This window comes from Streptomyces sp. NPDC051578 (genome assembly GCF_044454045.1).
GTDB lineage: Bacteria > Actinomycetota > Actinomycetes > Streptomycetales > Streptomycetaceae > Streptomyces.
On record NZ_JBITDH010000007.1, the window covers coordinates 52,369 to 75,565 of the forward strand.

General features: G+C 71.7%; 23 protein-coding genes and 1 pseudogene. 14 read left to right on the forward strand and 10 right to left on the reverse strand.

What is annotated here, in order from left to right; translation table 11 throughout:
• Positions 1–120: 120 nt before the first annotated feature.
• The 5 genes from ACIA6C_RS25480 (at position 121) to ACIA6C_RS25500 (ending at position 4,764) form a co-directional block, all read left to right on the forward strand.
• Complete coding sequence (locus tag ACIA6C_RS25480; protein ID WP_190186407.1) at positions 121–576, forward strand: Lrp/AsnC family transcriptional regulator; 456 nt, start codon at positions 121–123, stop codon at positions 574–576.
• A gap of 108 nt (positions 577–684) precedes the next feature.
• Positions 685–1,848 carry an aminofutalosine synthase MqnE gene (gene mqnE / locus ACIA6C_RS25485; protein ID WP_329196026.1) on the forward strand — a complete coding sequence of 388 codons (1,164 nt, stop codon included), beginning with the start codon at positions 685–687 and terminating at the stop codon, positions 1,846–1,848.
• 170 nt (positions 1,849–2,018) lie between these two features.
• On the forward strand, positions 2,019–2,543 hold the full coding sequence (locus ACIA6C_RS25490) for a GNAT family N-acetyltransferase (protein ID WP_399279193.1): 525 nt from the start codon (positions 2,019–2,021) through the stop codon (positions 2,541–2,543).
• A 157-nt stretch (positions 2,544–2,700) separates the two neighbouring features.
• Complete coding sequence (locus ACIA6C_RS25495) at positions 2,701–2,970, forward strand: DUF4229 domain-containing protein (protein ID WP_399279514.1); 270 nt, start codon at positions 2,701–2,703, stop codon at positions 2,968–2,970.
• A gap of 471 nt (positions 2,971–3,441) precedes the next feature.
• Positions 3,442–4,764, forward strand: a complete 1,323-nt coding sequence (locus ACIA6C_RS25500; RefSeq protein ID WP_361139455.1) for a dicarboxylate/amino acid:cation symporter — start codon at positions 3,442–3,444, stop codon at positions 4,762–4,764.
• 88 nt (positions 4,765–4,852) lie between these two features.
• On the opposite strand, the gene ACIA6C_RS25505 is transcribed toward ACIA6C_RS25500, so the two are convergent.
• Positions 4,853–5,095, reverse strand: a complete 243-nt coding sequence (locus tag ACIA6C_RS25505) for a DUF397 domain-containing protein (protein WP_399279196.1) — start codon at positions 5,093–5,095, stop codon at positions 4,853–4,855.
• A complete protein-coding gene (locus ACIA6C_RS25510; RefSeq protein WP_399279198.1) occupies positions 5,092–5,949 on the reverse strand; it encodes a helix-turn-helix domain-containing protein in 858 nt (285 codons plus the stop codon). Before ACIA6C_RS25510 ends, ACIA6C_RS25505 begins: the two co-directional genes overlap by 4 nt.
• A 154-nt stretch (positions 5,950–6,103) precedes the next feature.
• Between ACIA6C_RS25510 and ACIA6C_RS25515 the strand changes: the two genes are divergently transcribed.
• A complete protein-coding gene (locus tag ACIA6C_RS25515; protein WP_399279200.1) occupies positions 6,104–6,556 on the forward strand; it encodes an ATP-binding protein in 453 nt (150 codons plus the stop codon).
• On the opposite strand, the gene ACIA6C_RS25520 is transcribed toward ACIA6C_RS25515, so the two are convergent.
• Positions 6,501–6,887 (reverse strand): MerR family transcriptional regulator, encoded by a 387-nt coding sequence (locus ACIA6C_RS25520; protein WP_399279202.1) that lies wholly within the window; start codon positions 6,885–6,887, stop codon positions 6,501–6,503. The two genes, ACIA6C_RS25515 and ACIA6C_RS25520, sit on opposite strands and share 56 nt — an antisense overlap.
• A gap of 134 nt (positions 6,888–7,021) precedes the next feature.
• Here ACIA6C_RS25520 and ACIA6C_RS25525 point away from each other — a divergent pair, with 134 nt between their 5' ends.
• From ACIA6C_RS25525 to ACIA6C_RS25535, 3 genes are all read left to right on the forward strand, one after another.
• Positions 7,022–7,675, forward strand: coding sequence for a class II aldolase/adducin family protein (locus ACIA6C_RS25525; RefSeq protein ID WP_399279204.1), 654 nt, complete (start codon positions 7,022–7,024; stop codon positions 7,673–7,675).
• Positions 7,672–8,094: a carboxymuconolactone decarboxylase family protein gene (locus ACIA6C_RS25530; protein ID WP_399279206.1), complete on the forward strand. Its 423-nt coding sequence runs from the start codon at positions 7,672–7,674 to the stop codon at positions 8,092–8,094. Before ACIA6C_RS25525 ends, ACIA6C_RS25530 begins: the two co-directional genes overlap by 4 nt.
• Before the next feature lie 432 nt (positions 8,095–8,526).
• Entirely contained in the window at positions 8,527–9,423 is an 897-nt protein-coding gene (locus ACIA6C_RS25535) for a helix-turn-helix domain-containing protein (RefSeq protein WP_399279208.1), read from the forward strand.
• Position 9,424: 1 nt separating this feature from the next.
• On the opposite strand, the gene ACIA6C_RS25540 is transcribed toward ACIA6C_RS25535, so the two are convergent.
• Positions 9,425–9,931: a DinB family protein gene (locus tag ACIA6C_RS25540; protein ID WP_399279210.1), complete on the reverse strand. Its 507-nt coding sequence runs from the start codon at positions 9,929–9,931 to the stop codon at positions 9,425–9,427.
• A 289-nt stretch (positions 9,932–10,220) separates the two neighbouring features.
• Here ACIA6C_RS25540 and ACIA6C_RS25545 point away from each other — a divergent pair, with 289 nt between their 5' ends.
• Both ACIA6C_RS25545 and ACIA6C_RS25550 read left to right on the forward strand, forming a co-directional pair.
• Positions 10,221–10,823: a hypothetical protein gene (locus ACIA6C_RS25545; protein WP_399279212.1), complete on the forward strand. Its 603-nt coding sequence runs from the start codon at positions 10,221–10,223 to the stop codon at positions 10,821–10,823.
• Positions 10,824–11,060: 237 nt separating this feature from the next.
• Positions 11,061–12,914, forward strand: coding sequence for an AMP-dependent synthetase/ligase (locus ACIA6C_RS25550; protein ID WP_399279214.1), 1,854 nt, complete (start codon positions 11,061–11,063; stop codon positions 12,912–12,914).
• A 102-nt stretch (positions 12,915–13,016) separates the two neighbouring features.
• On the opposite strand, the gene ACIA6C_RS25555 is transcribed toward ACIA6C_RS25550, so the two are convergent.
• Complete coding sequence (locus ACIA6C_RS25555) at positions 13,017–14,165, reverse strand: lipase family protein (protein ID WP_399279216.1); 1,149 nt, start codon at positions 14,163–14,165, stop codon at positions 13,017–13,019.
• Between the two features lie 503 nt (positions 14,166–14,668).
• Positions 14,669–15,703: an AraC family transcriptional regulator gene (locus ACIA6C_RS25560; protein WP_399279218.1), complete on the reverse strand. Its 1,035-nt coding sequence runs from the start codon at positions 15,701–15,703 to the stop codon at positions 14,669–14,671.
• 118 nt (positions 15,704–15,821) lie between these two features.
• Here ACIA6C_RS25560 and ACIA6C_RS25565 point away from each other — a divergent pair, with 118 nt between their 5' ends.
• On the forward strand, positions 15,822–17,582 hold the full coding sequence (locus ACIA6C_RS25565; protein ID WP_399279220.1) for an AMP-dependent synthetase/ligase: 1,761 nt from the start codon (positions 15,822–15,824) through the stop codon (positions 17,580–17,582).
• A gap of 67 nt (positions 17,583–17,649) precedes the next feature.
• Here ACIA6C_RS25565 and ACIA6C_RS25570 read toward each other — a convergent pair whose 3' ends face one another.
• Positions 17,650–18,852 (reverse strand): PLP-dependent aminotransferase family protein, encoded by a 1,203-nt coding sequence (locus ACIA6C_RS25570; RefSeq protein WP_399279222.1) that lies wholly within the window; start codon positions 18,850–18,852, stop codon positions 17,650–17,652.
• A 143-nt stretch (positions 18,853–18,995) separates the two neighbouring features.
• On the opposite strand from ACIA6C_RS25570, the gene ACIA6C_RS25575 reads away from it, so the two are divergent.
• Positions 18,996–19,916: a hypothetical protein gene (locus tag ACIA6C_RS25575; protein WP_399279224.1), complete on the forward strand. Its 921-nt coding sequence runs from the start codon at positions 18,996–18,998 to the stop codon at positions 19,914–19,916.
• A gap of 169 nt (positions 19,917–20,085) precedes the next feature.
• Here the strand turns inward: ACIA6C_RS25575 and ACIA6C_RS25580 are convergent, their stop codons facing one another.
• The 3 genes from ACIA6C_RS25580 to ACIA6C_RS25590 form a co-directional block, all read right to left on the reverse strand.
• A complete protein-coding gene (locus ACIA6C_RS25580) occupies positions 20,086–20,298 on the reverse strand; it encodes a DUF397 domain-containing protein (protein WP_399279226.1) in 213 nt (70 codons plus the stop codon).
• A gap of 202 nt (positions 20,299–20,500) precedes the next feature.
• Positions 20,501–21,385 carry a helix-turn-helix transcriptional regulator gene (locus ACIA6C_RS25585; RefSeq protein WP_329195995.1) on the reverse strand — a complete coding sequence of 295 codons (885 nt, stop codon included), beginning with the start codon at positions 21,383–21,385 and terminating at the stop codon, positions 20,501–20,503.
• A gap of 325 nt (positions 21,386–21,710) precedes the next feature.
• The gene (locus ACIA6C_RS25590) at positions 21,711–22,472 is read right to left on the reverse strand and encodes a GPP34 family phosphoprotein (protein WP_361137247.1); all 762 of its coding nucleotides are present in this window, start codon (positions 22,470–22,472) and stop codon (positions 21,711–21,713) included.
• Between the two features lie 186 nt (positions 22,473–22,658).
• On the opposite strand from ACIA6C_RS25590, the pseudogene ACIA6C_RS25595 reads away from it, so the two are divergent.
• A pseudogene (locus ACIA6C_RS25595) lies at positions 22,659–23,197 on the forward strand (hypothetical protein); the annotation flags it as partial.

The following is a 23,197-nucleotide window of genomic DNA, read 5'->3' on the forward strand; positions in this document are numbered from 1 at the left end:
GAACCACTCCTGAAGATCGTCTTTGATCTGATGAAAGATTTCGCAGGGCGTTGACCCCTGTGTGCCTTAGATTCTATACCTAGAGTCGCAGAATCGCCGAATAATGGAAGGCTCCACGTAATGGACACGGTGGACAGGCAGCTCATCCAGGCACTCCGGGAAAACGGCCGTGCCTCGTACGCGGAGCTGGGCCGTCTTGTGGGCCTCTCCGGCCCCAGCGTCACCGACCGCATCAACCGCCTGGAGACGGCGGGCGTGATCACGGGCTACCGCGCGACCGTGAACGCGGCCTCGCTCGGCCTCGGCGTCACCGCCCTGATCGGCATCTCGCTCTCGGACGCGGCCGACCACGAGGACGTGGCCCGCCGGCTGCGCGACCTCGCCGAGATCGAGGACTGCTGGTTCATCGCGGGCGACGACTCCTTCATGTTGAAGGTGCGCGCCAACGACGTGGACGGCCTGGAGAAGATCATCCGCAAGCTCTCCGGCACCAAGGGCGTCTCCCGCACCCGCACCACCATCGTGCTCTCCACCAAGTGGGAGAACCGGGTCGGGGAACTGCCCGAGGAGGGCTGAGAGTACGGTGGGTGGCGGTTGCAGCCATCCACCGCCAGGTGGCGGGGCAACCGGAATCAGGGCACGGCAGTGCAGGACAGAGCAGGACACACAGAGGAGAGGACCGGCATGGACGCTGGGCTCAAGCGTGAGCTGGAGGAGAAGGTCCGTTCCGGCGAGCGGCTGACCCGTGAGGACGGCATCGCCCTCTACGAGTCCGACGACCTGGCCTGGCTCGGCGGCCTCGCCCACGAGGTGCGCACGCGCAAGAACGGTGACGTCGTCCACTTCAACGTCAACCGCCACCTCAACATGACCAACGTGTGCACCGCGTCCTGCGCGTACTGCTCGTTCCAGCGCAAGCCGGGCGAGAAGGACGCGTACACGATGCGCATCGAGGAAGCCGTCCGCCTGGCCAAGGCCATGGAGAACGAGAACCTCACCGAACTGCACATCGTCAACGGCCTGCACCCGACCCTGCCGTGGCGCTACTACCCGCGCTCGCTCTCCGCGCTCAAGGAGGCGCTGCCGAACGTCTCGCTCAAGGCGTTCACGGCCACCGAGATCCACCACTTCGAGACGATCTCCGGCATGTCGGCCTCCGACATCCTGGACGAGCTGATCGAGGCCGGTCTGGAGTCGCTGACCGGCGGCGGCGCGGAGATCTTCGACTGGGAGGTCCGCCAGCACATCGTGGACCACCGCACCCACTGGGAAGACTGGTCGCGCATCCACCGCCTGGCCCACTCCAAGGGCCTCAAGACCCCCTCGACCATGCTCTACGGGCACATCGAGGAGCCGCGCCACCGCGTGGACCACGTGCTGCGGCTGCGCGAGCTCCAGGACGAGACCGGCGGTTTCCAGGTCTTCATCCCGCTGCGCTACCAGCACGACTTCGTGGACATGCAGGACGGCAAGGTCCGCAACAAGCTCCAGGCGCGCACGACGATGGCGACGGGCGCCGAGGCGCTCAAGACCTTCGCGGTCTCCCGCCTGCTGTTCGACAACGTGCCGCACGTGAAGGTCTTCTGGGTGATGCACGGCGTGCAGACCGCCCAGCTCGCGCTGCAGCACGGAGCGGACGACATGGACGGCTCGGTGGTCGAGTACAAGATCACGCACGACGCCGACAACTACGGCACCCCGAACAAGCTGGGCCGGGAAGACCTCCTGGAGCTCATCCGGGAAGCCGGCTTCCGCCCGGTCGAGCGCAACACGCGCTACGAGATCATCCGGGAGTACCCGGGCCCGGACGCGGACCTGCGCGAGTCGCCGCAGGCGATGCGCGTCTGACGCGGTCCTGCGGGAGGCGCTACGCGGTCACACGCTTCGCGGCGCTTCACGGCGCTTCACGAGGTGAGCCCCGGTCCCGGTGGACCGGGGCTCGCGCCGTTGTGGGGCGCCGCAAGAGGCGGGGGCCCGCATGGTTGTCGACTCGGCGGAGTAATAGGTAGCCTCTGTCCATGGCCCTTACCTTCACTGTCGATCCCGTCGTCGACCCGGCCCTGCGCGACGGACTCCTCGAACTCTGGACCGAGGTCAGCAACGCGGGCGGCGCCGTCGGCTTCGTCCCGCCGGTCACCGCCGACGACATACGGCCCGCGCTGGTCAAGCACCTCGCGGCGGTGGCCGAGGGCACGCACCGGCTGGTCGTGGGCCACGACGAGGACGGCAGGGTCGCCGCCGCCGCGGTCCTCGCCCTCAACCCGCACCGGCTCATGCGCCACTGGGTCTGGGCCTACACCGTCATGGTCGCCCCCGGCCTCCAGGGCCGGGGAGCGGGCCGCGCGCTGATGGAGGCCGTCGCCGACGCCGCCCGCGCCCTGGACGGCATCGAGGCCGTCCGCCTGACCTGCCGCGGCGGCCTGGGCCTTGAGCACTTCTACGCCGCCTGCGGCTACAAGGAGGTCGGCCGCGTCCCGGACGCCATCCGCGTCGGCCCCGGCGACGACCGCGACGACATCACGATGCTGCTCCCGCTGCACTGAGGCGGAGCGGCACGGCCGGCCGCAGGGGTCACACACCCCGGCGGACCGGAACGCGGCCCCGGCGTGCTTCACTGGACGGGCACGTGCCGCCGTACGAAGACAGAGAGAAGGGGTCACCGTGTCCCTCAAGCCGAGCGCGACGATCCGCTACACCGCGATGCGTCTGGGCATCTTCGTCGGGTGCCTGGTGTTCGTCGCCGTACTCGTCCGCCTCGGCTGGGTGCCCGCGGGCCTCGGTGACGCGAACTTCGCCTGGGTCGTGCTGCTCGCCCTCGTGCTCTCCGCGCCGCTCTCGTTCGTCCTCCTGCGCAAGCAGCGCGACGAGATGTCCGCGCAGATCTCCGGACGGGTCGCGGGTGCGAAGCAGAAGCTCGCCGAGAACCGCGGCCAGGAGGACGCGGCCGACGACGCCGCCCGCGTCGCCTGACCCGGACCGGGCCCCGGCCCGGTTAGCTTCCTCACACACGTATCCGCCCCAGCAACGGGAATACCGCCCGTAACGCTGGGGCTTTCGTGTGTTCCGGGCGGGTCCGCGGGGCTTCGCCCTCCGGCCCGTCGCGACCATGGCTCAAAGGGCGCCTTTGAGATTCTCAAAGGAGAAGTGTTAGCGTGTTGAACATGTTGACCACAGTTGCGCACCAGATGACCGCGAGCGTCCCGCTCGTGGCGCGCCTGCACGTCGACCTCTGCCGCCGCGTGTCCGCGGCCTGTTGCTGTTGTCGCTGAGCCGACTGCCCCATACGGCTCACCGATACGGCAGTGGTCCCGGCCGGCCCGGCTTCCTCCGGGTGCTGCCGCACCGCGTCACCACCAGCACACCACCACCGCAGAAACCTTCCGTCTGTTCCTGCGCGTCCCCGTTCTTCACGCGTCGTCCGTGACGCGTCACCCCCGGAGAGTGTCCGTGTCCGCCACCCCCCAGGCCCCGGCCCCCGCCGCCAAGGCCTCGTTCAAGTTCCCGTTCTGGGCCCAGATCGTCACCGGTCTCGCGCTCGGCGTGCTGTTCGGCTGGCTCGCCAAGAGCCAGGACATCAGCTGGCTGGGCACGACCCTTGAGCAGATCGGCGACATCTTCATCCAGCTGCTCAAGCTGGCCGTCGCCCCGCTCGTCTTCTTCGCGATCCTGGTGTCGATCACCAACCTGCGCAAGGTGAACAACGCCGCCCGGCTCGCCTCCCGCACCCTGCTGTGGTTCATGATCACGTCGCTGATCGCGGTGGGCATCGGTCTGACCATCGGCCTCCTGACGCACCCGGGCGCCGGCACCGGCCTCACCCCGCAGGACGGCAAGCTGCCCAAGCATCAGGGCTCGTGGATCGACTTCCTGACCGGCATCGTGCCGAAGGACATCGTCACGCCGTTCACCGAGCTGAACGTCCTCCAGATCGTCTTCCTCGCGGCCGTCGCCGGTATCGCCGCCCTCCAGCTCGGCAGCAAGGCGCAGCCCGTCCTCACCCTCGCCGAGTCCGTCCTGGAGCTGCTCCAGAAGGCCCTGTGGTGGGTCATCCGCCTCGCGCCCATCGGCACCGTCGGCCTCATCGGCACCGCCATCGCCACCTACGGCTGGGACCTGATCGGCAAGTACGCCACCTTCACCGCGGACGTCTACATCGGCTCCGCCCTCGTGATGTTCGGCGTGTACCCGCTGCTCCTCGCGACGGTCGCCAAGGTCAACCCGCTCCAGTTCTTCAAGGGCGCCTGGCCGGCCATCCAGCTGGCCTTCGTCTCCCGCTCCTCGGTCGGCACCATGCCGGTCACCCAGAAGGTCACCGAGCGCCTCGGCGTCCCGAAGGAGTACGCCTCCTTCGCCGTCCCGTTCGGCGCCACGACGAAGATGGACGGCTGCGCCGCGATCTACCCGGCGCTGGCGGCGATCTTCATCGCGCAGATCTTCGACGTCCAGCTGGGCATCAAGGAGTACGTGCTCATCGCCTTCGTGTCGGTCGTCGGGTCCGCCGCCACGGCGGGTCTGACCGGCGCCACGGTCATGCTGACCCTGACCCTGTCCACGCTGGGCCTGCCCCTGGAGGGTGTGGGCCTGCTGATGGCGATCGACCCGATCCTGGACATGATGCGCACCGCCACCAACGTGGCCGGTCAGGCCGTGGTCCCGGTCATCGTCTCGGCCCGCGAGGGAATCCTGGACAAGAAGGCCTACGCGGCCGCCTCGTCCTCCCCGCTGGAGGAGCCGGCCCGCACGCCGGTGGCCGTCGCCGCCTGAGGCCCGTACGCACGCACCGCGGCCCCCGCCCCCGTCCGGGCGGGGGCCGCGGTGTTTTCCGGTGCGGTGCGGTGCGGTGCGGCGCGGTTCAGCGGGTCGAGGCCACGAAACCCGCCCAGGCGGCGGGACCGAAGGCGAGGTGGGGGATGTCGGTGTCCTTGGAGTCCCGGACGAGGACGGCGGCGGGCGTGGTGGCCACCTCGACGCAGTCGTCACCTTCGCTGCTGTCGCTGTAAGTGCTCTTGAACCAGGCCACTTCGACGCAGTCGTTGATGTCGCTGCTGTCGCTGTAGCTGCTCTTGAACCATTGCAGCTCGGACTTGGGGGTCATATTTCTCCCAGCAATTGCTCGATGAAGGCCCGGGACGCCCGTGGTGAGAGAGCCTGCGCGCGGATCATTCCATAGCGCAGCTCCAAGATCTGTAGCTGCCGTGGCTCGGATACGGGTCGGCCGTTGAATACGCCCTCCGAGCGTCCGACCGCCGTGCCGTCACCGAACTTCAGCACCTGGATCAGGCCCCCCATCCCAGCATGGTCATCGCAGTTGGTCGGCATCACCTGAATCGTGACATTCCGCAACTGGGCTAATTTCAGTAGGCGTTCCAGCTGCCTACGCAGAACCATTGTGCCTCCGATGGTGCGCCGAAGGGTTACCTCTTCTTGGACGAAGCTGAGCGCAGGCGGCGGCACCCGATCGAAGATCGACTGGCGCGCCAAACGCCCCGCCACCCCTCGTTCGACCTCTTCGGGGGACTGAGGAGGCTGCGCCATCTCGAACAGTGCCCGCGCGTAGGCATCCGTCTGGAGCAGTCCGTGCAGGTTGTGGTTGCCGTAGGCCGACAGCTCCACCGCCCGCGCCTCCAGCTTCGCCAGGTCCCGGACCTTCTTCGGGTACCGCACCTGCTCCATGTCCGGCTTCATCGCGCGGATCTTCCCGCCCGCCCCCAGCGCCTCGTCCGCCTTGTCCAGGTACTCCGGGCGCGGGATGCGCTTGCCCGACTCGACCTTGCGGACCAGGTCCTCCCCGTACCCGATCGCCACGCCCAGGTCCGAGGCCCGCATCCCCGCCTGTTCCCGCCAGATGCGGAGCTGGCGGCCCAGGGCGGAAAGGACCGCGACCCCCTGTTCGTCCTCGGGATCGACGTCCCAGCCGGCGTCTTCCGTACCGTCACTGTCCACGCCCATGCGCGCCACCTCCGACGAGCCGATGTCCTCAACGCCCACTACCCGGGGCAACGGTCCGGACGGCCCGGACAGCACGGGACAACGTCCGGACAAAGCCCGGACGCAAGGGCGTTGTGCCTCCTCACGCTACGCACACACCGCCACGCTCTGTGAGGTGAACAGTGAACTCGCCGGAAGCGCGCTCGACGCCCGGCACTATGACGTCCTCCTGTCCGCCACACCGCGCGGGGCCCGGCTCGCCCGGCTGCTCGCCGTCGAGCAACTGCGCGGCTGGGGCCTGCCTTTGGACGCTCCGCGCGCGATCGTGGCCGAGCTGGCCGTGAACGCCGTCACCCACGGGCGGGTCGCCGGGAGGGGATTCCGGCTGGAGTTGCTCGCGCGGCCGGGCCTGCTGCGGATCGAGGTGGCCGATACGCGCGGTGACCGGCTGCCCGCGCTCTGCCCGCCGGGGCGGGGGCTGGTGCTGGTCGACGCCCTCGCCGACCGGTGGGGCGTACGGGAGGGGCCCGCGCCGGGGAAGGTGGTGTGGGCGGAGGTCTCGTGGGGCGCGACTAGCCCGAGGGTGCCTCCCAGGCCGCCATCTGCTCACGGAACTTCGGGCAGGTGACGATGTCCTCCTCGCCGCACTGGAGGGCGTGGACCAGCAACTGATGTGCGTGGTCGAGGTCGATCATCCGCTGCTCGACCTCGGCGATCTTGGCGCGGATCATCGCCTGTCTCGTCGCCCGGTCCTCCTGGAACTCACCGATCTCCGCCAGGGTCAGTCCGGCCTGCTGGCACTTGCGCAGCACCACGATCCGCTGCGCGGCCTCCGGCGGGTAGCGTCGCTGGCCGCCCTGGCGTTCGGGCGCGGGCAGAAGGCCGTGGCGTTCCCAGAACCGGATGGCGGACGCCGGAACCCCGGTGGCCTCGGAGAGCTGTCCGATGGTCATGCGCATGGGCCGCTCCTCGTCAGGCTCCGGCTCTTGGGCCGGCCGCTTGACTTAAACCTTAGTTCAAGTTGAAGAGTGGGGTGCACGAGGGCAGCGGCGAACCAGAGCGGCCGCTGCCGGCAGACTTCGGAGGTGCCGGAATGGCAACCACACACGTAAGGAACGACCTGGTCAAGGCGGCGGAGGCGCTCTTCGGGGCGGGGGTGATGTCCCACTCGGGGCACGCCAACCTCAGTGCCCGGATCGATGACGACAGCTTCCTTCTGACGCCCGGATTCGTCCGGGGGATCGGGCCCGGGGACCTGGCGGTCGTCAGTCTCGACGGGCAGGTCCTGGAGGGGGAACTGCGGTCGGTCAGCGCCGAGATCATCACCATGCACAGCATCGTCTACCGGGCCCGTCCGCAGGTGGGCGCCGTCATCCACACCCACTCGCCCTCCGCGACGGCCTTCGCCGTGGCCAACCGGCCCCTGCCGTGCCGGACCGAGCCGATGCTCCGCTTCGGGCAGGCCGAGACCGTCCCGGTGGTCCCCTGGGGACCGCGCGGCTCCGACGTGGCGGTGCGCGGCATCGCCGACGTACTGGAGCGGTACCCGACGACCTCCGCGGCCCTGCTGGCCAACCACGGGATCCTGGTGTTCGGCCCGGACGCGGCGGCGACCGCCCACCTGGTGGTGGCGATCGAGGAGAGCGCCGAGGCGGAGATCGCGGCGGCCGCCATCGGCGGGGCCGTGGACTTCCCCGAGGGTGCCCTGGAGGCCGTACGCGCCTCGATCGCACGGGTCGCGTCATGAGCGACGACGACTTCGCCCGCCGCGCCGAGGCCGTGCGCGCCCGCTACGCCTCCACCCTCGGCGGTGTCCCGGGCGGCGTACAGGACCGGCTGCGCCTGGCACGGGAGTTCGACCGGCTCCCCACCGAGGAGGCGCTCGCGGCGCTGCGGCACATCGTGCTGACCGAGAACCCGCTGGGCGCGCGCGTGCAGCAGCTCGTCCACTTCGGACAGCTCCTCTCCCTGGGCCGCGAACACCCCGCCCGCATCCACGCCCGGGGCGCCCTCCACGCCGGCGCCACCGTCCCCGACCTCATCGGCGTCGCCGAAACCGCCCTCATCACCTCGGGCGTACCGGCCTACGCCCTGGGCGCGGAGATCATCGCGGACCTCGGCCGCGCGGGTGACGGCGCCGGATCCGGTAGTGGTGCGGGCCGGTAGCGAGCCGAAGGAGAGGACCCTCCGGTGCGGGTGGTTCGGGTTGGTTCGTCCCCCTCGGGCGGGCGGTGGCGACCGGATCGCGGCGGGGCGGGACCCGGTGCGGTTGGCTCCTGTACTTCCCAGGACGAAAGAGGGTGAAGGACCACCGGCCAACCCTCCCGGCCTCCCGTCGCTCGGATGGGTGAACTGTGACAACTGGGCTGGATTTGCGCCGGGTTGGCTGGCATATGCTCAGCTCGACAACCCCAGACATGAGACGGCCCCCGCCGGGACTGGCATCCCGGACGAGGGCCTGACCAACTAGGAAGTAGCCGCTTCCCGATGGCTTTCACGCAGTCTAGTGCGCTACCCCGCGCCGCCGCCCGGCTTACGGCCGGAGATCACCGGTCCGGAGTCATTCACGTCAAGTCCCGCCACCGCAGGCGCTTCACGGTGGTCGGGAACCACCTGGCCCAGCACGCCCGGCTGTCGGCGACCGCCATCGGCGTCGCCCTGTACATCCAGTCGCTGCCGGACGGAGCACCCGTCGGGATCAAGGCGCTGGCCGCGCGCTTCCCCGAGGGGGAGATCCGACTGGCCTCGGCGCTACGGGAGTTGGAGCGGTTCGGTTACGTCGAGCGGCGAGTCGTACGGCTGGACAGCGGGCGGATGGTGACGCGGACGTACTACTACGAGCAGCCGGGCGCCGAGGCGGACGAACCCGCGGAGCCCCGTCCCAGGCGCGTGCGGCCCGCCCCCGTGCCGGAACCCGTGCCGGAACCCGGGCCTGGGTCTGGGCCTGGGTCTGGGCCTGGGCTTGGACCGGAACCGGGTCCGGAGTCGGCGCCGGAAGCCGCATGGGAGGCCGAGGAGCCGGACCGCGAGGCCGAGGAGCCGGAACCGGAACCCGAAGGGCCCGAACCGGCCCCCGTGGCCCTCCACCCGGCCGCCTTCGACCTGTTGGCGGGGCTGCGCGGCCTCGATCCCCGACTGCTCCTGTCCGAACGGGACGTCCTCCGCCTCGCACCCGGTCTCTCCGCCTGGCTCGAACGCGGGATCGCCCCCGATGTCATCGCGCACAAGCTGAGCGCCGACCTCCCCGGGCCCCTGCGCAACCCGGCGGGCATCATCGGCTACCGGCTCGGCACGATGCTCCCACCGCCACTCCCCGTGGCCTTGCCCGTCGTCCAGGCGGCGCGCCCGGACCCGTTCCAGACCTGCGACGGCTGCGAACGCGTCTTCCGCTCCAAGGAACCGGGCCGCTGCCGCGAATGTGGCCCTGTCGAGCGCGCCGAGTCCGGTTCCGAGTCGGCCGAGTGCACCGAGGCCGCCGACGCGTCGGCGGCCTAGGCTAGTTGCCCGTCGTGCCGTCGAGCATCTCGCGCAGGATGTCCAGATGGCCGTTGTGGCGGGCCGTCTCCTCGGTGAGGTGGAGGAGGATCCAGCGCAGGTCGACGTGGAGGCCGTCGCGGACGGCTCGCTCGGCCCGGGTTTCCAGGCTGTTCGCGGCGACCAGTTCGCGGTATCGGGCGCTCTGTTCGGCGTACTCGTCGAGCAACTGCGTGAGCGGGAAGTCGACGGCGATGCGCATCTCGCGGTCGGGGTCCTCCTCGGTCCAGGGGCCCTGGTCTTCCTCGCCGAGGAAGACCACTTGGAACCAGTAGTACTCGACCCAGCGGAGATGGTTGATCACTCCGCTCATGGTCATCAGCGGTGAGCCCGGCAGGATGGCCGCGCGGGCGTTCTCCGCGGAGACGCCCTCGCACTTGGCGCGGGCGGTGTCACGTGTGTAGTCGAGGAACGTGGTGAGCTGGGTGCGCTCGTCCCACGCGGGCGGCGTGTCGTCGATTCTGGTCATCGCGCGAAGCGTCCCCGATCACCGCGACTGATGTCGAGCCATTTATATCCACGGGCCCCACCTGCTCCACTCGGCCCCGACGGGGTGGAGCGGCTCCCGGTCGACAGGTTCCGGGGGGCAGGGGAGCATGGGGGTGACGGACTCCTTCCGGGGTCGATCGGGACGTGCGCCCGGAGCGCACCCGCCCCCGCGCACTGCGCCGGCATCGTGGGCCGCAGTCCGTTTGCCCACTCGCAGTGTTCGGCCTCGTGACTCCTTCACCCTGCCCCACCACAGGTGAGGAACGACGATGAACCAACGAACCCGCATCACTCTGTTCACCCCCCTCATGGCCTGTTCGCTGGCCATCGGTACGGCCGCCACCGGATGGGCCGCCGCGACCCCGAAGACGGCTCCGGCCGCCGCTCCCGCCGCGGCCGAGTGCTTCGTCGAAGCCAAAGCCGGCGACGCGACAAAAGCGATCGTGTCCGGCGAGGGATTCGACAAGACCAAGGGCAAGGTCTTCCTCGACCAGACCGACGGCGCGGGCGGCGGCACCGCCACTGTCGGCGACGACGGCAAGTTCACCTCCGGTGACGTGCCGGCGGGCAAGTACAAGGCCTTCCAGAACGGCGGGTCCAACGCCGACTGCCTGGGCGGCGCGGCGGCTCAGGACGCGGTCAACCAGAAGCTGATCACCTCCGAACGGCAGCGCGGCGCCAAGGAGGGCTTCACGGACGGCAAGGCGCTGGCACAGGCGGGCAACTGCGACGCCCAGCCGAAGCCTCCGCAGAACAACAACCTGCAGGGCCTGGTCCCGAACTCCGAAGGGGCGAAGAAGGCCAAGGAAGCCCACGACGCCGCGTACGACAGCGCCTTCAACGCGGCGCTCAAGAGGTACTGCACCGACTAGCCGTTCCCACTGCGTCCGGCAGTGCGCCCTCTGCGCGGACCCGGCGGTTCCACACCGCCGGGTCCGCGTCTCGGCGTGTGACGGGCGCGCTGCGGCGTGGGGCGTGCGGCGGGCGTGGGCGATAAGTGGAGGACTCGGGTCCGGGTTGGTCGGGGCGTGTGCAGGGGCTGGTCAGCGGCCCTTACCGGTGCGTAGATTACCGGCGGTAACTCCGGAGTCGAACCGAGGAGAACGCCCGTGCATGCCGAGCCGAAGCCCGCTGAGCCGGCCGAGCCAGTGAAGACCGTGGTCGACGGGGTGGTGCGGCAGGTGGCGGTGCCCCCGCTCGTCGGCCCGCCCGCGCGGGGGTCGCTCGGGGACGTACCGTTCGACAACGCGGCCGAGGCGCCCGGCGAGGCCGTGCTCGCGCGCAAGCAGCCCGACGGCAGCTGGCGCGACGTGAGCGCCGCCGACTTCGCCGCCGAGGTGCTCGCCGTCGCCAAGGGGCTGATCGCCGAGGGTCTGCGGCCCGGGGACCGGCTCGCCATCATGGCCCGTACCACCTACGAGTGGACCCTGCTGGACTTCGCGGGCTGGGCGGCCGGGCTGGTGACGGTGCCGATCTACCCGACCTCCTCAGCGGCCCAGGCGCGGTGGATCATCCAGGACTCGGGGGCGGCGGCCTGCGCCGTGGAGGACACCATGCAGGCCCGCATCATCAGCGCCGAACGGGTGAACCTGCCCGGGCTGGTGCACCTGTGGGAGTTCGACACGGGAGCCGTGGCGCGGCTCGTCAAGGCCGGGGAACGCATCCCGGAGGCGCTGGTCCACGAGCGCAGGCGGGTCCGTACACCACAGGACGTCGCCACGCTCGTCTACACCTCCGGCACCACCGGCCGGCCGAAGGGGTGCGTGCTGACGCACGGGAACTTCTTCGCCGAAGTCGACAACGCCGTCGAGCTGTTGCACCCGGTCTTCCGCGCCGTGAGCAGCGAGCCGGCCTCGACCCTGCTGTTCCTGCCGCTGTCGCACGTGTTCGGGCGGATGGTGGCCGTGGGCTGCATGCGCGCGCGGGTGAAGCTCGGACACGCGCCGAGTATCCGTACGGAAGACCTGCTGGCGGACCTCGCCGGATTCAGACCGACGTTCCTGCTGGCCATCCCGTACGTCCTGGAGAAGGTCTACAACACCGCGCGGGCGACGGCGGAGTCGATGGGCCGGGCGGCGTCCTTCGACCGGGCGGCGAGGACGGCGCGGCGCTACGGGGAGAGCGACGCTCCCGGGTGGGGGCTGCGGGCGGCGCGGGCGCTGTACGACCCGCTCGTGTACCGGCGGATCCGGGCCGCGCTGGGCGGGCGCGTCCGGTACGTCCTCAGCGGGGGTTCACCGCTCGGCGCGCGGCTCGCGGCGTTCTACGCGGGCGCCGGGGTGGAGGTGTTCGAGGGCTACGGCCTGACGGAGACCACGGCGGCCGCGACGGTGACGCCCCCGCTGAGGCCCCGCCTGGGCACCGTCGGGTGGCCGCTGCCGGGGACGGCGGTGCGCATCGCCGAGGACGGGGAGGTGCTGCTGCACGGGCCGCACGTCTTCGCGGGCTACTGGAACGGCGGGGCGACGGTGCCCGGCGGATGGTTCGCGACCGGCGACATCGGGGAGCTGGACGCGGACGGATACCTGACCATCACCGGGCGCAAGAAGGACCTGATCATCACCTCCGGCGGCAAGAACGTCGCCCCGGCGGTCCTGGAGGACGCGCTGCGGGCGCATCCGCTGGTGGCCCAGTGCCTGGTGGTCGGCGACAACCGGCCGTACGTCGCCGCGCTGATCACCCTGGACGGGGAAGGGCTGGCGCACTGGCGGCAGATGCACAAGAAGGGCGACCTGCCGATGGCGGAGCTGGTGCGGGACGAGGAACTGCGGGCGGACGTGCAGCGGGGGGTGGACGAGGCGAACGCGCTGGTGTCGCGGCCGGAGTCGATACGGCGGTTCGTGCTGCTGCAACAGGACTTCACCGAGGAGCGGGGGCACCTGACGCCGTCGCTCAAGCTGCGGCGGGGAGTCATCGCCCGGGAGTTCGCGCGGGAGATCGACGCGCTGTACCGGGGGCGGTGAGGGGCGGGTGGCCCGGACACCGCCGCCCGGCAGCGCGTAGGGGTCGGCAGTCGGCGTGCGTGGGGCGGCCCGTCAGCAGTTGGCGTGCCGTGAGGAGGAGCGTCAGCAGTTGGCGTGCGTGGGGCGCCCCGCGAAACGGTCCGCGAGCCAGTTGCCGGCCGCAGGGGAGTGGCTGATGACACCGCTGACGTGCTCACCGACCCAGACGGTGTCGAACTCGACGTCCGCGCCCCGCGCGCACCACTCGGAGCGCAGCTCGCGGCCCACGGCGTACGGGATCAACTCGTCGCCGAGCGCGTGGTACTGGTACACGGGCGCGGCCGGGGCGGTCCCGCCGAGCCTGCTCTGGGCGAGCCGGGCCCGCCAGTCGGGCTGGGCGAGCGGGTCGCGGGTGGTGAGGTCGGAGATCCGCTTGAAGGAGCCGGCGATGGCGTCGATGGCGACGCAGCCCTCGCGCAGGCCGCTGACCAGGACCTTGCCCGCCGGGTTGAGGTAGGAGTCGAGTTTCAGCTCCGGGAAGGCGGCGTCCTGTCCGGCGGCCGCCATGAAGATCAGCCCGGAGCCGTAGGAGCCGTTGTTGAAGTCGGCGACCTTCATCAGGTCCGCCGGGACACCGCCGGTCGCGGTGCCCTTGACCTGCAACTCCGGTGCGTACGAGCCCTGCAGCTCGGCGGCCCAGCTGCTGGCCTGGCCGCCCTGGGAGTAGCCCATGATGCCGATCGGCGTGTTCCCGGGCAGCCCGGCCTCGGGGAGGCGCAGGGCCGCTCGGGCCGCGTCGAGCATGGCGTGCCCGGCGGAGGGGCCGACGGTGTAGGTGTGCACGCCGGGCGTGCCGAGGCCCTCGTAGTCGGTGACGACCACCGCCCAGCCGCGCAGGGTGAGCTGCTGGATGAGGTTGGCCTCCATGGCGGTTCCGCTGGGGAAGTTGTTGCTCGGGGCGCAGGAGTCGCCCATGCCGACGGTGCCGACGGCGTAGGTGACGAGGGGGCGGGGACCGGTGCGGCCGTCCTGCGGGACGATGACCGTCCCGGTGACGACGTCGGGCGCGCCGTCGGCGGTGGTGGAGCGGTAGCTGATCTTCCAGGCCTTGGTGTTCGTGGGCTGGCCGGGCAGCGGGTGGAACGCAGAGGGCGCGACGGCGACGAGGTCGCCGGGGCGGTCGGCGGTGGCGGTGGCGGTGGCGGGGCTCGCGGCCGCGAGGCCGAGGGCCAGGGCGGCCACGGCGGCGAGGGCGGTGCTGCGCAAACGCATGGGCGGCTCTCCCAAGTGTCCGTGTGGGGGCAGGTGAGGAGAAGGTAGTGACCGACCGGTCGGCACGTCGCTGACTGCGCAGCTCACCTTTGCTGACCGCACCCACCACCCCACCCAACGCCGCGCCCGCCAAGCCGAGCACCCGAGCCTCCCGGACTCCGCACCCCCGCCCCGCCCGGGAGCGGCCTTCGGCCGGGAGTCGCCCCCGTGCCGTGCCGCCAAGCCGGGCGGTTCGGGCGGTGGCACGATGTCCGGTGTTTCCGGCCCCCTGCGCGCGGGAGCGGCCTTCGGCCGGGAGTCTCGCGCTCGGGCCGCGTCGCGCCGGGTCCGCCGGGCCTGGCGCCGGGCGGACGAGTCGCCCCACCGCCGCGCCGGGCGGTTCGGGCGGTGGCACGATGTCCGGTGTTTCCGGCCCCCTGCGCGCGGGAGCGGCCTTCGGCCGGGAGCCGCCCCCAGGCCCGGGCTGCCCGGCGGTGGCGGCGGTGGGGTGGGTGGGGAGGGGGTCAGCCGGTCGAGGCGATGCGGTAGGCGCCCGGGGTGGTGCCCGTCCAGCGGCGGAACGCGCGGTGGAAGGCGGTGTCCTCGGAGAAGCCCAGCCTGGCGGCGAGCTCCGCGATGGGCTCGCCGCTCTCCGCGAGCCCCGCGATCGCCGCGTCCCGCCGCACGTGGTCCTTCAACTGCTGGAAGGACGTGCCCTCCTGTCGCAGGCGCCGCCGCAGCGTCGCCGGGGACACCGCGAGGCGCGCCGCGACCTCCCCGAGCTCCGGCAGCCTGGGCGAGGTGCGCAGTCGCCGCGTCAGCGTCCGGCGCACCTGTTCCGCGACCGTGGTCCCGTACTCCGGCCGCGACAGCAGGTCGAAGGGGGCCCGGCGCAGCATCGCGTCGAGGGCGGGCTCCTCCCGTACGAGCGGCGCGGTCAGCCACTGCGCGTCGAACGCGGCGGCCGTGCGGTCGGCGCCGAAGCGGACCGGGCAGTCGAAGAGCAGCTCGTACTCCTGCGCGTACGGCGGCGCGGGATACGCGAACGCCGCGTACAGCAGCGGGATGCGGCGCCCGATCAGCCAGCTGCTCAACCGGTGCCAGATCGCGAGCACGCATTCGCAGAGGAAACGCTCCTCGACCCGGCCTAAGTTCCCGGCGCGGCCCTCCACGAAGTCGCTCCGCACCACGAACCTGGCCTCGCCGTCCCCGACCTCCAGCGCCAGTTCCGGGCCGCCCGGGAACAACCCGTAGAAGGCCGCGGCCCGTTCGACGGCCGCCCCCAGGTCCCGGCAGCCCAGCGAGGCGTAGCACATCATCGCGAACGTCCCAGGCCGGCTCGGCAGCGCGCCCAGACCCAGGAACTCGTCCTGCGTCGTGCGGTACAGCGCCCGGAACAGCCGGGCGAACTGCGCGGGCGTGATCCGCGCCCGGTCGTCGCCCAGCAACAGCGGCGGGACCTGCGCCTCTTGCAGCAGCGGCACCGTATCGATGCCGGCCCGCCGCGCCCCCGCGAGCAGGGCACGCACATGGTGCACGGTGATCGTCCGCCTCCCCATGCAACCGACGGTAGCCCCAATGAGCGCTGCGGTCAGCGGTGCTGACGCTTTCGGTCATGCCGCACGGGCCGCCGCGGTGCCTAGCGTCGTCGTACTCACTCCCCGGGAGGCGAAGACGATGGACGCCGCACAGGACCTGGCGCGACCGCACACGCTGGCTCTCTTCACCGAGTGGACGGGGGAGCGGTACGGGCGCCACAGCGCGCTCCGCTTCCGGTCGGGCACCGCCACTGCCCCGGAAGGCGGCTGGAGCACGCTCTCCTACGAGGACCTGCGCGCCCGCGTCCGCCGCACGGGGCGGGCCCTGCTCGGTCTCGGCACCGTGGCGGGTGAGCGGGTGGTGGTCCTCGCGGAGACCCGGCCGCAGTGGACGTACACGCACTTCGGGGTGCTGGCGGCGGGCGCCGTCCTGGTGCCGGTCTACCCGACGGCGGGGGAGGAGGAGCTGGCCTGGGTGTTGTCGGACTCCGCGGCGGTGGTGGCGGTCTGCGACGACGCCGCCCAGGCGGCCCGCGTGGAGGCCCTGCGCGGGCGGCTCCCGGCGCTGCGGGCGGTGGTGCTGATGGACGCCCTGCCGGAACTGCCACCGGCCCCGGAGGAGGAACTGCGCGCCCGCGCGGAGGCGGTGACCCCGGACGCGGACGCCGCCATCGTCTACACCTCCGGGACGACCGGGCCGCCGAAGGGGTGCCGGCTCACCCACGCCAACCTCGGCGCCGTCCAGGACGCCACTTTGCCGGTGGTGACGGGCGGTCCGGGGGACACCACGTACCTCTACCTCCCGCTCGCGCACCTGCTGGCGCAGCTGATCCAGTTCACCACCCTGCTCCAGGGAGGGGAGCTCTGCTACTTCGGCGGCCGGATCGAGGACGTCCTCGCCGAGGTCGCCGAGGTGGCGCCGACCCACCTGCCCTCGGTGCCGCGCCTGTTCGAGAAGCTCCACTCGGTGGTGCTGTCGCTCGCGGAGTCGGTGGAGGGCGGCCGGGAGCGCTTCGAGGAGGCCGTGCGGCTGGGCGTGCTGGCCGCGGAGGGGCGCCTGCCCGAGGAGGCGCGCACGGCGTACGAGACAGCGCGTGAAACGCTGTACGCCCCCGTCCGCGCCGCCTTCGGGGGCCGGCTCACCTGGGCGCTGACCGGCGGCGCCCCGATCGCGCCCGCCACCCTGGACTTCCTGCGGGCCTGCGGGATCCCGGTCTACGAGGGCTACGGCATGACGGAGTCCGCCGGGGTGATCAGCCTCAACCACCCGGGGTCGGCCCGCCCCGGCACGGTGGGCCGGCCGGTCGCGGGCTGCGAGGTCCGGATCGCGGAGGACGGCGAGGTACTGGCCCGCGGCCCGATGGTCTTCCCGGGCTACCACGGCAACGCGACCGCTACGGCGTCGGCCGTCGACGCGGACGGCTGGCTGCACACCGGCGACCTGGGCTCGCTCGACGCCGACGGTTTCCTGTCGATCACCGGCCGGAAGAAGGAGCTGATCATCACCTCGGCGGGGAAGAACATCACCCCGACGGAAGTCGAGTTCGCCCTCCAGGCGTCCCGCTACGTCTCGCGCGCGGTGCTGATCGGCGACCACCGCCCCCACCCGGTGGCCCTGATCACCCTGGACACCGACGAGATCGCGGCCTGGGCGGACCGGGAGGGGATCGCCCCGGACGCCCTGGCCCGGCCCGAGGAACACCCGGCGGTCCGGGCCCTGGTGGCGCGGGCCGTGGAGGAGGCCAACGCCACCGTCTCCCGCCCGGCCCGGATCCGGGCCTTCCACCTGCTCGCCGAGGACTTCTCCGTCGAGGAGGGCACCTTGACGCCGACCCTGAAACTCCGGCGGGCGGTGGTGGCGCAGCGGTACGCCGCCGAGATCGAGAAGCTGTACGGCTGAGGAACCGGTCGAGGGGGCGGCTGAGGGGGCCGGCCCGGGGTCCGGCCGGGGGCGGGCCGAGGGCTGGCTACCGAAGGGCGCGGCCCAGCCGGCGCAGCCCTTCGGCGATCTCGGCCGGGGTGTGCGTGACGAACGACAGCCGCAGGGTCCGGTGGTCGGGGGTGCCGGTGAAGAAGGGGGCCCCGGGAACGTAGGCCACGTCGTGCGCGACGGCGGACTTGAGCAGGGCCGTCGCGTCGTACCCGGCGGGCAGCCGGGCCCAGACGAACATGCCGCCCTCCGGCCGGTTCCACTCCGAGCCCGCCGGGAGCGCCTCGGGCAGGCCGGTCAGCAGCGCGTCCCGGCGGACGCGGTAGGCCGCGCGGACGGAGGCGATGTGGGCGTCCAGGTCCACCGCGGCCAGGTAGTGGGCGGCCGCCAGCTGGTTCACCGTCGAGGTGTGCAGGTCGGCCGCCTGCTTGGCGACGACCGCGGCCCGCAGCAGGGCCGCCGGGGCGCGGAGCCAGCCCAGGCGCAGGCCGGGGGCCATGACCTTGGAGAAGCTGCCGAGCAGGGCCGTGCGGTCCTGCGCCCCGGGGTGCGCGGCGAGCCACGGCTCGTGCGCCCCCTCGTAGCGGAGGTCACCGTACGGGTCGTCCTCCACCAGCCACAGTCCGAGCCGGCCGGCGATCTCCGCGACCGCCGCCCGGCGGGCTCCCGGGAGGGTGCGGCCCGTCGGGTTCTGGAAGGTGGGTATCGCGTACAGCAGCTTGGGCCGCTCCCGCCGGACGATCTCCTCAAGGGCGTCCGGGAGGATGCCGTCCTCGTCGCAGGGGACGGGCACGACCCGGGCCCCGGCCAGGCCGAAGCCCTGGAGCGCCGCCAGGTACGTCGGGTTCTCGACGAGGACGACGTCGCCCGGGTCGAGCAGGGCGCCGGTGAGCAGGGCCAGCCCCTGCTGGGAGCCGGTGGTGACGACGACCTGGTCGGGGGAGGTGGCCAGCCCCCGGGCGGTGGCGCGGGCGGCGATCGTCGCGCGGAGCTCCGGCACGCCCTCGGTGGTCGAGTACTGCAGGGCCCGGGCGGCGGAGGCGGGGGCGGACAGGACCGCGTCGTAGGCCGCGCGCAGGCCGGCGGAGTCGAAGAGTTCGGGTGCCGGGTAGCCGCCGGCGAAGGAGACCACCTCGGGGCGGTCGGTGAGGGAGAGGATGTCGCGGATGGGCGAACCCGCCACCGCGGCCGTCCTGGCGGCGAAGGCGGGCAGCGGCTGGAGGGCGGCGGGGCCGGACATGGGGACTCCTTCGGCAGACGGGTGCGCGCAGCCTAACCACGAAAGGTGCAGGGGGCACCTACCTGTCCGCCACGTGAACGGGCCCCGACCGTGGCGGTGCCGGACCCCTCCCCAACTGACGCTGCATCAGATAGACCGGTGTCATGACGAGACACGAGACGACGACACACGAGACGACGGCGGACGGGACGACGGCGGACGGGGCGGCGGCGGACGGCCCATCGACGCAGGGCGGCGGCACCCGGGCCGAGGACTACGCGGCGCTCGCCTCCGTGGGCCCGTACGGCGTCCGCCCCGGCCACGCGCTGATCACCATGGTCGAACCGCACCCGGGCCACGAGTTCGCGTACAACCGCTGGTACGAGGACGACCACTACTACGCCGGTGCCATGGCCATGCCCTGGATGTACGCCGGACGCCGCTGGGTCGCCACCAGGGACCTCCAGGAGCTGCGCTACCCGGAGAAGTCGGCCGTCGCCCAGCCCGTCACGGCCGGGTGCTACCTGTCGACGTACTGGGTGACCGAAGGCCGGTACGACGAGCACATGAAGTGGACCGTCGGCATCAACAAGCGGCTGAACCGCGACGGCCGCGTCTACCAGGACCGTACGCACGTCTTCACGGCCTTCCAGGACCACGAGGCCACCGTCTACCGCGACGGCGCGGCCGGACCGCGCGACTTCCACGCCCTCGACCATCCCTACGCCGGGCTGGTCCTCCAGGTCGTCGACGCCGACGGCCCCGAGCAGCGGGCGCGACTGCTGGAGTGGCTGCGCTCGCGGTCGCTGCCGAAGCGGCTCGCGGGCGGTCCCGCGGCGATGGTGACGGTCTTCCGGCCGACGCCGCTGCCCGGCGACCGCATGACGTACGTCAAGCAGGTCGAGGGAGTCGGCACCCGGTTGACGCTGCTCTGGTTCCTGGAGGCCGATCCCCGGACCTGCTGGCACCGGTTCGAGGGACTGGACGCGGAGGTCGCGCAGGCGGGTCTGGGGCGGGTCGAGCTGGTGGCGCCGTTCATCCCGACGGTGCCGGGGACGGACCGTTACGTGGACCGGCTGCGCTGAGGGCGGTCCGGCCGGGGGCGCGGCGGCTCCCGCCGGGCGGCGGACGCGGCGCGGGACACCGCTCCGGACACCGCTCCGGACAGGGCAAAACCCCCTCGGCCTGGACGGCGACCGGTCGAGAGGGCTTCAACCAACGGCTTGTTCGTGAGGCGGGCGGACGTCGTCACCCTCAGGCGAGGCGTCCCAGCCGGCCCTCGGTGACGTCGGCGACGAAGGAGTTCCAGGACCCCGGCGCGAAGGTGAGGGACGGGCCGTCCTGCACCTTCGAGTCGCGGACCGCGATGGCCTCCATGACGGGCGACTTGACCTCGACGCAGGCGCCGTTTCCGCCGGAGTAGGAGGACTTGGTCCAGTTTTCCGTAGCACCCTGACGAATAGCCATGTTTTTCTCCGGTTCAGCGAGTAGTTCCGGGTCTCGCCGGCCACTGCTTCCGGCCGACGTGATCGACGCTACCCGCACCGTCCGACGGGTGAAGTGGGCGTTCACTCGACCGGGTGGCATATTCCATTCAGGCCTTCTGTGGCCGGGGAGTGACGGTGTACCGTACCGGCCCCCCTCGCCACCTGGCCGGTTTCCTCCGCTTTTACTTCCCCTTGCCCGCATAGTGGTCAATGATCTCGGCGATGAACTGCCGTGTCTGTTCGACATTGAGCGCTTGGGCGCGCAAGTGCTCGTACATCACGCTGTACTTCTGAACGTCGTTGGCCTTCTCCAGGTACAAATCGCTCGTGACGCCTTCGATGTAGACCACGGTCGAGTCGGAGGCGTCCGGGAATTCGAGGATGGCGTACTGACCGTTGACACCGGGATGGGCGCCCATCGAGAAGGGCATCACCTGCACGGTGATGTACGGCTGTTCCGACTGCTCTATCAAGTATTCGAGCTGCCGGATCATCAACTGCGCGTCCCCCACGTGCCGGCGCAGCGCCGCCTCGTCGATCACCGCCCACAGCCGCAGCGGACCGACCTCCGGGTTGTTGTTGTCCGTCTCGGAGAGCCGCTTCTGGCGGTGCATCCGGACCTGGACGCGCTTGTCCACGTCGGCCGGTGCGGTCTCCGGCAGCGCGCCGCGGATCAGGGCATGGGCGTACTCGGGGGTCTGGAGCAGGCCGGGGACCATCTGGGGCTCGTACGTGCGCAGACTGGTCGCATCCGTTTCCAGGCCGATGTAGACGCTGTACGGGATATCGCCGAAGGCGTGCCACCAGCCCTGCTGGCGGGAGTCCTTGGCCATCTGCATGAGGGAGTCGACGAGCCGGCGGTCCTCGACCTCGTACACGTCGCACAGGTCACGGACGTCGCGCTGGCTGATGGAGCGACGGCCGTTCTCCAGCCGACTGATCTTGGACTGGGAAACGAGCAGGCGCTCGGCGACCTGCTCGGCCGTCATTCCTTTGTCCTCGCGCAACTTGCGCAACTCCATGCCCAGTCGGCGGCGTCGGACGGTGGGATTGACATTGGACGCCACGGGGACGGCACCTCCGCCTTCTTCTGGATCTGTCTCTCTGCGTGCCTGATGTTCAGCAGACTGCCACCGAAGGGTGCGGCGGCGCTGGGGAACGGACCGGAAAGACAGACGTGCGGGCCGGTGGGACCGGTGATCCGGTCCCACCGCCCCGCACGCGGGCGGCTCCCGAACCGGGTCTTTGGGGGACGGCCGGTTGCGGCGTGGCGCGTGTGGTGCCGGCCCGCTGGGTGGGTCAAGGGGTGTCGCGGGCCGCGGTGCGGGTGGTGGTGCGCGTGGTGCTGCGTGTGGTGCTGCGTGTGCTGCTCGGCTGGTGCTCAGCCGCTGTTCAGTGCGCGGCCACCCGGGCCATCGCACCCGTGCGGCGCGGCTGCATCGGTACGGCGGCGGCTCGGGCGGTGGGTGCCGCCGGTGCCGAGGCCGTTGCCGACGCGGTGGCCGGGGCGCGGTCCCGCCTCGGCTGTGCCGCCACCCCGTTCTGGACGTCCATGACGGCGTGCGCCACGAGACCGCCCATGGGGTCGTGCCGGATCAGGTCCCGCAGCCGGGACCTGGACGACCGCCCCTCGTTGCCGGGGTACAGGTGCTTGCCGAGTCCGACCGCGTGGGCCAGTGCGGCGAGCGCCGCGGTCCGCGGGTCCGGCGGTACGCCGGTGCGGATCGCACTGTCGAGCCGGGCACGGATCTCCCGGCTGATCGCCGTGTCCGTCGCCTGGTAGCGAGTCGTCGGCAGCACCCCGCACATCTGTCCCGCGACGGCATGGACCATGCCGCAGCGCTCCAGGTGAGCGAGGTAAATCTGACGGAGCCCCAGCCGGGGCCCGCCGATCCAGTGAACGGCCCGGACCGGGCTGCCGCGCCTGCGCAGCAGTTCCAGTGCGGAGTCCAGAGTCGGATCTCCTGTCGGCCGTGGCATCACCACGGCGATACGATCCCCATCAGGGGCTATCCGTCCTGCCAGAGCCAGCTCTACTAGCTGTGCCCCGGCCAGGCCGAGGTCGAGCGACTGCGGCTGCGCCGTGGTTCCCGTGGTCGGGTCCAAGGCGAGCAGCAGAAGCTCCTCCGGAATTGTTCTGCGGCTCCTGCCCATCCATGCCTCCCCGCGTGGATGAGTGACAGGGTGACGCCTCTCACATTCATCTGTCGAGAGCGCCTGGACGCTTTGTGGGGGAACCGGCAGCTATGTCGTTCTCGTCTAGCGGGTGGGCGATGCCCCCGAGACGGGACACTGTTAGACGGTTCGGACAGCGACCGGACGGCGAACGAGGAGGAACTGGTGGCGGGCGAGTCCCCCGACAAGTCGGTAGATGAAGGTGCGTCGGGGACGGCGGAGCCCGCCACGCCGCGTGCGGAGCGGGACCCGAGGCTGTCGGTCCTGCGCCCGCGCGAGGAGGCGGAGCCGGGTGACCGGGACCCCTTGAAGGAAGCGGTGGCGGCCTGGGTCGCTACGGAGCCCTCGCAGGGCCCGGCGGACCGCGCCCCGGCCCGCACCCCGGCGGAGCCCGAGGCGGACTCCACCGCCCCGGCAGTCCCGGCCGACCGACGCCCGAGCACGCCCGGCGCGGCTGCGCCTTCGGACGCCGATGGCCGGGATTCGGCCAAGGCGTCGGGGTCGGGTGAGCCGGAGAAGACTGCGTTCGGCGTCGCGAAGCCCGGTTCCGGCGCGGGTGCCGGCGAGGCGTCCGGCTCTACTGCGGCGGAGGGGAAGCCGGCCGGGGAGCCGCGTGCGGCTGCCGAGGGCGAGCGGGGTTCCGCTGCGGCGGAGAAGCCGGCCCCGGCCGACAGTGAGCGCACCGCCGTCTTTCGTGCCGTGAA

Excerpts from the sequence above, each read along its gene's own strand:
- ACIA6C_RS25480 (WP_190186407.1), top strand. The coding sequence starts at position 121 with ATGGACACGGTGGACAGGCAGCTCATCCAGGCACTCCGGGAAAACGGC.
- ACIA6C_RS25510 (WP_399279198.1), bottom strand. The coding sequence starts at position 5,949 with ATGGGCGTGGACAGTGACGGTACGGAAGACGCCGGCTGGGACGTCGAT.
- ACIA6C_RS25530 (WP_399279206.1), top strand. The coding sequence starts at position 7,672 with ATGAGCGACGACGACTTCGCCCGCCGCGCCGAGGCCGTGCGCGCCCGC.
- ACIA6C_RS25520 (WP_399279202.1), bottom strand. The coding sequence starts at position 6,887 with ATGCGCATGACCATCGGACAGCTCTCCGAGGCCACCGGGGTTCCGGCG.
- ACIA6C_RS25505 (WP_399279196.1), bottom strand. The coding sequence starts at position 5,095 with ATGACCCCCAAGTCCGAGCTGCAATGGTTCAAGAGCAGCTACAGCGAC.
- ACIA6C_RS25580 (WP_399279226.1), bottom strand. The coding sequence starts at position 20,298 with ATGGCTATTCGTCAGGGTGCTACGGAAAACTGGACCAAGTCCTCCTAC.
- ACIA6C_RS25590 (WP_361137247.1), bottom strand. The coding sequence starts at position 22,472 with ATGGGCAGGAGCCGCAGAACAATTCCGGAGGAGCTTCTGCTGCTCGCC.
- mqnE (WP_329196026.1), top strand. The coding sequence starts at position 685 with ATGGACGCTGGGCTCAAGCGTGAGCTGGAGGAGAAGGTCCGTTCCGGC.
- ACIA6C_RS25525 (WP_399279204.1), top strand. The coding sequence starts at position 7,022 with ATGGCAACCACACACGTAAGGAACGACCTGGTCAAGGCGGCGGAGGCG.
- ACIA6C_RS25565 (WP_399279220.1), top strand. The coding sequence starts at position 15,822 with ATGGACGCCGCACAGGACCTGGCGCGACCGCACACGCTGGCTCTCTTC.
- ACIA6C_RS25540 (WP_399279210.1), bottom strand. The coding sequence starts at position 9,931 with ATGACCAGAATCGACGACACGCCGCCCGCGTGGGACGAGCGCACCCAG.
- ACIA6C_RS25555 (WP_399279216.1), bottom strand. The coding sequence starts at position 14,165 with ATGCGTTTGCGCAGCACCGCCCTCGCCGCCGTGGCCGCCCTGGCCCTC.
- ACIA6C_RS25570 (WP_399279222.1), bottom strand. The coding sequence starts at position 18,852 with ATGTCCGGCCCCGCCGCCCTCCAGCCGCTGCCCGCCTTCGCCGCCAGG.
- ACIA6C_RS25575 (WP_399279224.1), top strand. The coding sequence starts at position 18,996 with ATGACGAGACACGAGACGACGACACACGAGACGACGGCGGACGGGACG.
- ACIA6C_RS25560 (WP_399279218.1), bottom strand. The coding sequence starts at position 15,703 with ATGGGGAGGCGGACGATCACCGTGCACCATGTGCGTGCCCTGCTCGCG.
- ACIA6C_RS25490 (WP_399279193.1), top strand. The coding sequence starts at position 2,019 with ATGGCCCTTACCTTCACTGTCGATCCCGTCGTCGACCCGGCCCTGCGC.
- ACIA6C_RS25545 (WP_399279212.1), top strand. The coding sequence starts at position 10,221 with ATGAACCAACGAACCCGCATCACTCTGTTCACCCCCCTCATGGCCTGT.
- ACIA6C_RS25495 (WP_399279514.1), top strand. The coding sequence starts at position 2,701 with ATGCGTCTGGGCATCTTCGTCGGGTGCCTGGTGTTCGTCGCCGTACTC.